The 11,147-nt window shown below is 63.1% G+C and carries 11 protein-coding genes; 6 read left to right on the forward strand and 5 right to left on the reverse strand.

The window, feature by feature from the left end:
* The 3 genes from AB4074_RS24155 to AB4074_RS24165 all read right to left on the reverse strand — a co-directional run.
* Window positions 1-266 (reverse strand): ComEC/Rec2 family competence protein (locus AB4074_RS24155; RefSeq protein ID WP_441415654.1); only part of this gene is annotated, 266 nt, incomplete at its 3' end.
* A 74-nt stretch (window positions 267-340) separates the two neighbouring features.
* The gene (gene lanM, locus AB4074_RS24160) at window positions 341-3,511 is read right to left on the reverse strand and encodes a type 2 lanthipeptide synthetase LanM (RefSeq protein WP_441415655.1); all 3,171 of its coding nucleotides are present in this window, start codon (window positions 3,509-3,511) and stop codon (window positions 341-343) included.
* A 75-nt stretch (window positions 3,512-3,586) separates the two neighbouring features.
* Complete coding sequence (locus tag AB4074_RS24165) at window positions 3,587-3,796, reverse strand: hypothetical protein (RefSeq protein WP_441415656.1); 210 nt, start codon at window positions 3,794-3,796, stop codon at window positions 3,587-3,589.
* A gap of 304 nt (window positions 3,797-4,100) precedes the next feature.
* Between AB4074_RS24165 and AB4074_RS24170 the strand changes: the two genes are divergently transcribed.
* From AB4074_RS24170 to AB4074_RS24195, 6 genes are all read left to right on the forward strand, one after another.
* Window positions 4,101-5,225: a sensor histidine kinase gene (locus AB4074_RS24170; protein WP_441415657.1), complete on the forward strand. Its 1,125-nt coding sequence runs from the start codon at window positions 4,101-4,103 to the stop codon at window positions 5,223-5,225.
* On the forward strand, window positions 5,222-5,935 hold the full coding sequence (locus AB4074_RS24175; RefSeq protein WP_441415658.1) for a response regulator: 714 nt from the start codon (window positions 5,222-5,224) through the stop codon (window positions 5,933-5,935). Before AB4074_RS24170 ends, AB4074_RS24175 begins: the two co-directional genes overlap by 4 nt.
* Window positions 5,936-6,057: 122 nt before the next feature.
* Window positions 6,058-6,957 (forward strand): ABC transporter ATP-binding protein, encoded by a 900-nt coding sequence (locus AB4074_RS24180; protein WP_441415659.1) that lies wholly within the window; start codon window positions 6,058-6,060, stop codon window positions 6,955-6,957.
* On the forward strand, window positions 6,954-7,706 hold the full coding sequence (locus AB4074_RS24185; protein WP_441415660.1) for an ABC transporter permease: 753 nt from the start codon (window positions 6,954-6,956) through the stop codon (window positions 7,704-7,706). Before AB4074_RS24180 ends, AB4074_RS24185 begins: the two co-directional genes overlap by 4 nt.
* A 5-nt stretch (window positions 7,707-7,711) precedes the next feature.
* Window positions 7,712-8,458, forward strand: a complete 747-nt coding sequence (locus tag AB4074_RS24190) for an ABC transporter permease (RefSeq protein WP_441415661.1) — start codon at window positions 7,712-7,714, stop codon at window positions 8,456-8,458.
* Window positions 8,459-8,637: 179 nt separating this feature from the next.
* A complete protein-coding gene (locus tag AB4074_RS24195) occupies window positions 8,638-9,471 on the forward strand; it encodes a hypothetical protein (protein ID WP_441415662.1) in 834 nt (277 codons plus the stop codon).
* 771 nt (window positions 9,472-10,242) lie between these two features.
* On the opposite strand, the gene AB4074_RS24200 is transcribed toward AB4074_RS24195, so the two are convergent.
* Together AB4074_RS24200 and AB4074_RS24205 are read right to left on the reverse strand one after the other, a co-directional pair.
* The gene (locus tag AB4074_RS24200) at window positions 10,243-10,764 is read right to left on the reverse strand and encodes a peroxiredoxin (protein WP_441415663.1); all 522 of its coding nucleotides are present in this window, start codon (window positions 10,762-10,764) and stop codon (window positions 10,243-10,245) included.
* A 170-nt stretch (window positions 10,765-10,934) separates the two neighbouring features.
* On the reverse strand, window positions 10,935-11,147 hold a 213-nt coding region (locus tag AB4074_RS24205; RefSeq protein ID WP_441415664.1), incomplete at its 5' end, for a hypothetical protein.

The raw sequence follows: 11,147 nt of genomic DNA on the forward strand, positions 1-11,147 counted from the left end.
ACGATCACAGGGTTGCACAAGAGTTGGGCGGCCAAGGGGACGGCAACGGCGGACGCTAGCCAGGAAGGCACCCACGCTGGAGCCCAGGAAGCGATGGGCCGCGCCAACAGGACAATTCCCAGCGTGGCCAGGACCGACAAGAGAAATCCGATGCTCGTACCAAGTGAAGGATCCAGGATGAACAGGCCAGTGACCGCGAGGCAGAGAAAACCCAGGCTCCGGCCCCGCCGGCCGCCACTTAGCGCGCTGAGGCCGATAGCACCCATGACCGCCGCCCTGTGCAGACACGGATCAGATCGCGTAGCGTTGCCGGGGCCGGAGCTTACCGCAATCCAAAGCCTCATGTCGGTGTGCTGCTGGCGAGGAGCCTCCCACCGGAAGCACTGTCCGGCGTCTTGGTAAGCCCATCGAGAAGGAGGACGTTCGGGATGCCAGGGTTCAGGGCGTGGCATACGGCATATAGTGAGCCGGCCGTTCCGAGCATGAGTCCTCTGACTGTGGTGATTCCGCGTGGGAGCCCGCTGCGCGGCTGCGAGCCGTGGATGCGGGTGATCGCCCGGTTCCGGAAATCGTCTAGGCCGATGTCGGCTCCTGTGTGTGCTGCGATCGATTGTGCAGCGAGCAGGTTGCCGAGGCTGCCATGGCACAGTGAGTCGTCCAGTGGAAGCTCATCTCGGGTCGTCTCCCGGGCGCCGATGATTGCGAGGTCCAAAAGTTCTGGTGTGCCGAGGAGCGCGGCCGCGGAGGCGCGCGCCATCGCGATGCCCGAAGTGCCGTGGCACCAATGTGTCGGGTACATCTCGCCCAAGGCGAGCGACTCGGGCCGGGCGTCAAGCCATCGCTGCTTGGCTGGACGGAACATTGTGTCGTCGAAGTGCAGCGCTTTCGTGGCGACGCCGGCGATGCGGTCGTCGCCAAGTGTCGCGGCCGTTCGGGCCAGGGCCCAGCCGATCCCGGTTGCTCCGTGGGAGAAACCGCCAAGCTTTGCTTTGGCTGTCCCGGTCTCCCACGCCAGCTGGCCGTCGTCGATGACGACGTTGTGGTCGATCAGATGGGATGCGATGGTTTGCAGGGTCTTGCGGCCTTGTGGGGTGCCGGCTTCGGGCATCGCCGAGATCACCGCGCATGCGCCGGCGGCCCCGGCCATGATGTCGAAGTAGGTGTCATCGCCGACTACCGTCTCCATCTGCATGATCGCGCTGGCTCGGAGATCCTCGTAGCGGTTCCCGCCCAGGATCGCGTCGTAATGGGAGATCGCGTAAAGAAGGCCCGCGGCGCCGCTGTATGCGCCTATGGGCAGCGTCACCTTTCCGTAGGCCCAGTCGTCGAGGATCGATGCGACGGCGTGTGCCGTTCGGTGCGCGAGGTCGTCGAGGCCGAGATCGGGGACGAGACTGTGGGCATACGTTGTGGCGAAGCAGATTCCAGCGAGCCCGTCGTAGAGCGTCGGGCCGATAGGTCGATACTCGAGCCCGCTGCTGTCACTGCTGCTGCAGACGCTGATCCATGTTGCGTCGCGGTCGCCCAGTATCGCTGAATCGACCAGAACTCCGGCCTGCTCGCGGGCAAGGGCGGGGATCCCGGTCTCGTCTTGTGCAAAGTGGGCTGCGTTCTGTTCCCGTGGCGTGTCAGGTGTGGTGGTTTGTGGTGCGGCGGCGAGGATCGACTCGTCAATCAGGCGGAGAGACTCGCGCATGAGCTCGGGGTTCAGAGCGTTCAGCCGCTCGGCGACATCTTGGATCGTGGTTTTCTCGAAGTAGTCCGGGACCAGTTCGCTTCCACCAGCGAACAGGCCGCGCTGATTCATGCGGGCAGTGAAGAGCGGGATGTCGAGCTGCCAGAGCGATTCTTCCTCGGCGCCGATGAGGGTCGCATCGCCGGGATGATCGTTGATGCGCGTCCAGAGGCTGCGCAGGAGGTGGTCGCGATCGATGCCGCTGTGGAGCCGGCCGGGCTGCCTCATCTCGGTCAGCAACAGCGAATATGAACGTGTGGCGCGAACGATGTGCCGGACTTCCATTGCGTGCAGAGATGCCAGGATCGACTGGATCTGCGGGATGGATCCCAGTGCTGCAAGGTAGGCCTGTCTGTAGCCCTCGCCGATCTCGGCCCGGTGCTCGCGCACAAGGTCGAGGGTCATTCCGCCGGGCTGGTTCCTGGCGCGGCCGACGGGCATCTCCACGGCTTCGATGCGCATGTGGTCGGTGAAGGGGTCGAGGACCTGGTGGGCGGTCGCGTACTTGGTTGTTTGCTGGAGCCCGCCTGTTGCGACGCTGACGTCGATGCTGGTGCCTTCTCCGGCTGTGAGCTGGACCGGGAGGATTCCGGCTCCCAGCACCGACGCATTTAAACGCTGGATCGCCTTCTGCGCTGCGACCGTGCTGGCGGCCGTGTGGCTCCGGTTCTGGACGAGTGTTTCGAGGTCTATCGGCACCGGTCCACGGGCCGAGGCGATGACGTTCTCAAAGTGCAGGTCGGATGCGCCGAGGATGTGGGCGACGGCCAGTAATGAGCCGAGCCGACGCAGATATGTCCTCCGGTCCAGTGCACCCGAGGGATCATGATCGATGAACTCGACCCAGCCGTACCTGTCCCGGACCAGTGCGGACGGAGCAAAAAGGCGCGCACCCACGGGGAGCGCTTCGTTGAGGACATCGACAACCCTACAGTAGACGGCGAAGACGCCGCAGTCGCGGGACTTGTAGACCAGCCTTTGACCGTGCGCGAATCGGAGGACTGCCACGGACTGGCCTCCATCGTGGCTGTCGCCCGAGCCGAGGTCCGCTCCCTGCAGAGAGCCGGCGCCGTGCGGTAGCAGTCCACTGGCGGACAGTGCTTCCTCGTCGTCGATGAGCCGTCCGAGAACCCGCTCGACCTGCGTCCGCCAGTTCGCGATGCAGACGGTGAGATCGCGCGCCAAGACAGGGTACTTCGCGTAAAAGCCCATGCGTGAGCTTGGCTCTGACAGCGTCGTATTCAGCCGGTTATAGGCACCTGCGGAGGAATCTCGGGCGAGCTCGGAGAGCAGGCAGCGCAGCGATAGTGTCGCGAGCTGCCCGGCCAGCCCGTCGAGAAGGCTTGTCCGCGCGATATCGCCAAGCCAAGGCCAGCGGTCAAGATGCTCGCCCTGCGCGCCGACGACATCGAACAGCAGCCCCGGAACGGGAAGTCCTCCCAGGAGGGTCCCTTCGACGACGAGCCCTCCGTCTCCGGGCACGTAGGTTCGCGCGGCCGACCCCGGAGGCAGGAGCCATCCATGGACGTCGGCGAGCCAACCCAACGCTCCGCGCTGTGGAGTCCAAGGCACACCTGAGAGGAGATCCCCCAGGTCTTCCGCGTCCAGCGAGTGTTCATCCAGGTAGCACCCGAACGCCTCTGGCTCGATCAGGGCCCGGCTTCGCCAGTCGTTGACTGCTACGGGACCATGATCTGAAAGTCGATGGCCATGGGGAATGCGTTCGTGGAGGGAACTTGCCTGGGCCAGCGAAACCATATCGTTCCGGGAGAGCATCGGGTAACCAGCCTTTCTTGTAGACAACAACGGACGGCTCAGGCATCGAAACCTGAACCGTCCGTCGAAGAGGCGCTATCGGCACGCACAGATGAACGTGCCGCATTCGATGGTGAGCGTACAGATCCAGCCGCTGCTGGCCATGTAGGGGCTCACGATCCGTTCGAACTCCGAGTCGATCTGCGCCTGCAGCGACGGAGTACTGCCGTCAGTCGCGCGGGCATCGACGTCCCACTGCGGGCTGACGATTGCTCCGAGTTCCTGCTGTTCAAGGGTGTTGGTCATGTTCTTTCCTCCTTTCTGCGAATCGTGGGCGGTCGCACGTTGTGCGGGGGTCAGGGGAAGGATTCCTCTCGTCGAATGAAGGCTTCTGTTTGATTCCTTCGTCCTTCGATCCGAGATCCTCGAGATGCTCTCAGCCTAGGAACGCGAGTTGGGGCCCACATCATGCTTCCTGGGGATCTTTGCCGTGGCCCTCCCACCATGAGTGCAGGTGGCTCCACTGCTCGTATTGCAACCTTGGAAGGAGGTCTCGCAGCCAGGGGCGGCATCTGCCCGGAGCGCGATCGCGCGCCATTAGAATGAACCCATGTCACAACTTGGGGGGACATGGCGGCGCACCGATGCACTCGTCGCCGGCTGCGGCGTTTTCGTGTGTGCGGGGATGGGGTTTATAGGCCAGCCGGACTGGCTCTGGTCATCTGCGATGGCTGTATTCCTCGTTCTGCGAAGGTCCGCGCCAGTGGTGTTCGCAGTCCTTGCGACGGCGATCTCCGTCGCTCACTTCGAGGTTGACACAGGGCTGCTGCTGCCCGGTGATCTCATTCTTTTGGTAGCCGTTTACTCAGTTGCAGTGCACGCGTCGGAGAGACTGCGCAGCGCAGGGCTGCTCCTTGGCGCAGTCTTCGTTGCCGTGCTTGTGTCTAGCGCTCAGGACGCACGCGATCTTCTTTCAATCGTGCTGCCGGCAGCTCTGGTCTCGGTCAGCGTCATCGCCGCGTGGGCTATCGGCCTTCTCGAACGGCGCAAGGTGGGTGCGCTTCGCGACCTGGAGCAGCGTCGCATCCTCGTTGAGCGCGACGCCGAGGTTCGTGCGCGGCTCGCCGTGTTCGAAGAGCGAGAGCGCATCAGTGATGACATGCATGACGTCCTTGCGCACACGCTCACCGGCGTGGTCGTGCAGGCGGAAAGTGGCCGAGTCATAGCCCCGAACCGGGAAATGGCGGAGCTCTTCGCCAATATCTCATCCACCAGCCGCGCAGCTCTCCAGGAAGTCCGCGGCCTGCTCTCCCCGGATGCGGGGCCAGACACGCATCCGACCCCCGGCATCGAGGAACTCGAGGACCTCATCGCGAGTTTCGCGCCGGTTGGTCTGAAAGTCGATCTGACGCAAACGGGGAAGGCATCCTCCCTCACCCCTGGAATGAGCCTTGCCGTCTACCGGGTCATCCAGGAATCGCTGACGAACGCACTTCGTCACGGAGCCGCGAGCACCGCACGGCTGAGTCTGGCCTGGACGGCCGAGGAGCTGACGGTCTCCATCGTTAATCCTCTGGACGAGTCCGCACGGCACGAGCCCTTGGAAGAACATCGCGGCCTCGGAGGCATCCGTCGGCGCTGTGAGCTCCACGGAGGACGGGCACAGATTGCCGCCGGCCATGACTTCACGGTGGCTACAGCTTGGCCACTGACGTCCAGGAACAGCCAACCGTGAACGGCTCCCCTCGCTCGATCACCGTTCTCATCGTCGACGACCAGTCGCTCCTCCGCGACGGGTTCACCCGGATTGTGAACTCACAGCCGGACATGACAACGGTCGGAGTCGCTGCGGAAGGCAAAGAGGCGATCACCCGGGCCCGCGAGCTGCATCCCGACGTGGTGCTCATGGACATCCGAATGCCTGTGCTCGACGGAATCGAGGCAACACGGACCATCATCTCAGACGCAGTCAGTCCGGGCACTCGTGTTCTCGGGCTGACCACCTACGACGCCGACGCCTACGCCATCCGCATCCTCAAGGCCGGAGCGATCGGATTCATCCTGAAGGACAGCACCGCCGACCAACTCGTCGACGCCATCCGTTCCGCACACAGCGGCACGTTCACCGCCTCGGTCAGCACCACCCGTCGCCTGATCGACAGGCTCACCGACGGCCCGGCTGCACCGCCGCCCAATTCCTTTGCCCTGAGCGGTCTTACCAACCGAGAAATGGTCGTGTTCGAACACGTCGTCTCCGGCGCTTCCAATCCCGAGATCGCCCGGGAGCTCTGCATCGCCGAGGTCACCGTCAAGACCCACGTCGGAAATATCCTGACCAAGCTCGACGTCCGTGGCCGCGTCCAACTGGTGATCTGGGCCCACAGGCAAGGGCTGGCGGACCGGCGCTCCGGCGGCGAGGCCAATGGCAGAGTCCCCGGCGCCTGACCGAGCACTCCCGCTTCCTCCTGCGAAGGTAGGAGCAGAAGTTCACTCCACGGGACGATCCGCATTCTGAGTCGCAAGGGGATGATGAGAATCATGTTGCTGCTGCGTGAAACGAGACTTCGATGAATAGTGTCATCGCGACAAGGGACCTGACCAAACGCTTCAAGCAATACACGGCTGTTGATGGGGTTGACCTGGTCGTGCCGCAAGGTGCCGTCTACGGATTCCTTGGCCCCAACGGATCGGGGAAGTCCACGACCATGAAGATGCTCCTCGGCCTCACTCAGCCGACTAAGGGCGAGATCGATCTGTTCGGACAGCCGCTCACGCCTGCCTCGCGAAGGGAGATGCTACCCTCCATTGGCTCCATGATCGAGGCTCCGCCGGGCTATGGGCATCTCACGGGTGCTGAGAACATGCGGATCGTCCGGGACATGCTGGATCTGGTCGACGCACAGACCGACCGAGCCCTGTCCACTGTGCGTCTGACCGAGCACAAGGACAAGCTCGTGAGGAACTACTCCCTTGGGATGAAACAGCGCCTCGGCATTGCGATGGCACTCGCCCGCGACCCCGCGCTGCTCGTGCTCGACGAGCCGACAAACGGACTGGACCCGGCCGGCATCGAGGAGATCCGCACTCTGCTCATCGACCTTGCGGGCCAGGGCATTACCGTGATGGTCTCCAGCCACCTGCTCGACGAAATCGACAAGATGGCCACGGTATTGGGCATCCTCGCCAACGGCAGGATGATCTTCCAGGGCACTCGCGAGCAGCTGTTCAACGAGTCCATCCCCGACCTGATCATCGAAACCACCGATCCCGTCGCCGCGATCGGCCTCGTCGACGGCGCAATACCAGTGCCCGAGGGCATCCGGCTCGGCGGGATCGAAAAGGAGCAGACAGCCCATCTGGTCAAACGCCTGGCGAGAGCGGATGTGCCCATCCACGGGGTCCGCCGCGTCCAGCAGAGCCTGGAAGACGTGTTCATGGACCTCACCGGCCGCGGGGGCCTGCTGTGACCCGCATCGTGCTTCTGGAATTCCGGAAGATGCGCAGGCTCCGTACGATCCCGCTCCTGCTCGTGCTCGTAGCGGCCGTGGCCTCCCTCAGCTCGGCTTCCCTGTTCTCAGATGGCACGCGCGAGACGCTTAGTGATGCAGCAGGACGTCCGTGGGCGGCGCTGCTGCTCAGCTACACCATGATGGCGGCAATGACCTCTCCGATCCTCGCCTCGGTGCTCGCCAGCAGACAGACCGACATCGAGCACTCAGGTGCAGGCTGGACTCTCGCCGCCGCCGCCGCACACTCGCCAGGCGCGCTCTGCAGGGCAAAACTCGCAGCACTGGCCCTGCTGCTGATGCCTGCGATCGGGCTGCAGACGCTCCTAGTCCTGGGCGCCGGTATGCTCGCAGGCATCACCGTCCCGCTCGACCCGGGCCCCTGGATGGCCTACACCACGCTGCTGTTCCTGGTCGACGTTGCCTTCTGTGCGCTACACATCTGGCTCGCCGCGAGTGTGGAGAACCAACTGATCAGTGTCGGCGTCGGCATGCTCGGTGCGTTCCTGGCTGTATTCTCACTTCTCATCCCCTCGGCCGCCAGCAGGTTGATCCCCTGGGGCTACTACGCCGTTATTTCCCATGCCGGCCAGTCGGACGGTGGGGTGACCTACGTGACCGCACCCTACGGCTGGATCCTCGGGTTCCTCGTCCTCGTCGGGGCCGCCTTTATTCTGGCCACACGACGCTTCGACTGCGCCGAAAGGTAATACACGTGTTCCACGCAGAACTGATCAAGCTCAGGCGATCCAGCACCTGGATCATCGCCCTCGTCCTGCCCCTGCTCGCCGTTGTCACCGGAACCATCAATCTCGCCAACAACACGGAGGCCCTCGATGCCGGCTGGGCTTCGTTCACCTCCCAGGTCGTCCTGTTCTACGGACTGCTGTTCTATTCGATGGGAGTCAGCTTGCTTGCAGCCACAATCTGGCGCATCGAACACCGCGGTACGAATTGGAACCTCCTGCTCACTACCACCGCTCGGCCCCTCCGACTCGTGCTGGCCAAACTCACCGTGATCCTCGTGCCTGTCGCCTTGATGCAGGTTGTTCTCGTCAGCGGCACAGCAGTCTCAGGGCTGTTCGTGCTTCACCTCGACGGCGCTTTCCCATGGCAGTTCGCGCTGGTCGGTCTTATCGCAATCGTCGCATCCCTTCCCCTCATCGCGGCTCAGTCCCTGCTGTCCATGCTGGTGAAGTCTTTCGCTGCCCCGATCGCACTGTGTCTGCTGGGCTGCGTCATCGGAGTCGCCGCCGTCACCTCCACCGCACTTCGCCCACTCGGCTACATGCTCCCGCAGGCAATCAACACACGCGCGCTCAACCTCGGCTCCACTGCAATCGCCGAGTCCGGGGGACTCACCATCGCCGACACCATCCCCATAGTGGCGACCAGCCTCGGCATAGCCGCCGTGATCTTGGCACTCGCGGTCGGCGCGATCCGGGTATTCAAACTACGCTGACGCCCAGGGTTCGGCGAGGTCTCCCGGCACTTCCCTCGGGTTCGTCTCTCGTTGAGCTCACCGCAGGCCGGCTACGACCGAAGACCCAACGGTGGCCGTAGATTTCATCTTGACCAATGCCGACTTCCTGCCGAGCACTCCCGGATCTGTGCCCGGTCCTCTGAACAGAAAGCACTCCTATGGCCTTAAAGAAGCCCTATCACATCCACCGCCAAATGCACTTGGGAGATTTCCTCGATGAACTGGCAGAGCAAGGGTCCCTGGAATGGACCTGGGAGTATGACCAAGAGAATCACAAAGCCTTGTTCCACATCACAGAACCCGGGAAACAAAGGAAGCGCTACTTCATCAAGTCCGCCGAAGACATTGCCTCACGCCTCGCCTACCAGAAGGGCATTGCGTGGTTGCCCGTCCCACACCCTGGTAACGAGGATCTCTACCAGCAGACACAAGAAAAGATCGCCGCCCTCCGGTCCGCCGGAACACTTCCCCCGGCTGCGCAAGGCACAAAGGAACGCAGCCCTTTCATCGAGCGGGTCGGTATCGTCGCGAAATACTCCGGAGTCTGCCCGATCTGCGGTGCACAAACGGTTCCAGGCGATCGGCTCTTCAAACTGCCGGCTGACCGGCGCTCGGCCCGGAACCCCTGGGTATGCGCCGGCTGTCGGTACCCGGAAAATCGGACAGAACCGACTCTTGAGGACGTCTTCATCAAACTCAACCACCGGAATAACACCGGGCGCACTCCTGGTCTCAACCGACACGACGTGGCACACCTGTTGTCCTTGCACGACAAACTCGCCCCGGAGACCGCCGCGGATCTCAGAGACATGCCTGGATCAATCAAACTCTGGAACGCCTATACCGAAAATGTATCCGCGAATCTCAGCCGCGCAGAACTCTTGGACCTCCTTGAAGAGTTCGTTCGGCCCGGGTTGATTAGACGAGTGGGCCGGAACCGCTACCTTCCTGTCGTTTCGTTCCCAGACGACCAAGACATTCCGGGCCGGTAACATGGGCCTTGGACACTCGTTGCCAAGCTATAGTCGCGTATGTTTCACTTTCTTGTCCGCACGCCACGAGCTGAACGCCCAGTCCCGGAACACCGCGGTCATCAAGGAACTCCGTCCAGGCCTTGAGGGCCTGCGCGTACGTAAGCCATGACTTCGGCGACGGCGCCCCGCTGACCGGGAACTCTCGAAGCCAGCGGTGCATCGCCCCCGTCGGCCGCGGGCCATCAGCATCTTCGATGCAGAAATCATCGTCGATGAGGACGGGCATGGCATCCCGGATCAGCGGTCTGCCGGAAAGCCCCCAGCCTTCCCATCCAACGGAACTGAAGGAATGCAGGAACACGGGACAAACCTGACATGAGACACAAGCCGGAGCAACGAATAAAGGCGGTACAAAAGGCAAACAAACGCCCCTGCGAGACACGGCCAAACCGCAAAGCTAACGCCCGCTGCTCCCACCTGACCCAGGAACTCCAGTCCCAGCTCGATGCCCTCGCCGCGCACGGCATCCCGCGCGAAAAGATCTTCGCCGAGAAGATCTCCACCCGCGCCAGTGCGATGAGCGGCATCGAGGCCTCCCCGACGTGGGCCACGCGGACTGCTCATGAGCATTGCGTACGCGTTCGAGGACGGTGGATTCATCATCTCCAGGGAGATCGAGGTCTTCAGCGGACCGGCGTCCTTGTGCTCGTGCGACCACGAACAGCTCGAATCCCCGTTCTATGACCCTTGCTGCCGAGGCCGGTGTCCCTCCGACAACGAGAATTCGCGTCACGCACCGCTCCCAATCTGTCGAACCACTTTGAGGACGTCCTCGACCTGGCTGCCCGGGTCTTGGCCCGGCTCGATGACGGCAACTACGATCCCGCCATCAACCAACAACGTGATCCGACGGTAGAGCTCGTCTCCCTCGAATTCGAAGGTGCTCAAACCGAGAGTCCCTCGGAGCGCGAAGTCCTGATCGCTCACTATGGGGTAGGGCAGATGTAGGCGAGATGCTGCCTCGGATTGGTAGGCCGTGCCCTGCACAGAACAACCGATGACCTCCCGGCCGAGAACCGCGAAATCGTCACGCAGATCCCGGAACGAGCAGGCTTCAGCCGTGCACCCCTTCGCGCCTGGAATCGCCGCCCATGCTGGAGAGTCTGGTCGCAACGGGTCGCCCGTCCGCGGGTAGACGAACAGGACGCGACGAACCGAGTCGTCGGCACCCAGACCGATGGAGCCGCCAATAGTCGAAGGCAGCCCGATTTGTGGCAGTCGGCGTCCGATCAGCTGATGCATTTCGGTCATGCTGACACCGTCCTTTCGGATCGTTCCCCGTTGCTCTCGACACGTTCGATTTCGAGCCGGGTCCCTGCGTGCCCGCTACCGTTCACGCACCGCTCAAGGGCCTGTACGGCTGCTTTCTTGATTTCCAACGCTCCCCCATAAATAGAATCGGTCGATCGGTACTTTCCCGCCTACCGGGCCCCCGGACGGCCCGCGGTCCAGCGGCGGCGGATGGCCGACTCCCCGGCGGCCATGAGGAGCACCAGCCGGCGGTGCAACGACAGTACGGTCGAGCCCGCCCACGTTGGATGCAGGATCAGCCACACCATCAGGATGGTGAAAACGGACCACAGGACCATGGTCGCGATTCCCGTGGGACCTTCCGGCCACGGCATTGCCGCTCC

Origin of the sequence: Arthrobacter sp. 2MCAF14, assembly GCF_052115645.1 — a bacterium.
GTDB lineage: Bacteria > Actinomycetota > Actinomycetes > Actinomycetales > Micrococcaceae > Arthrobacter.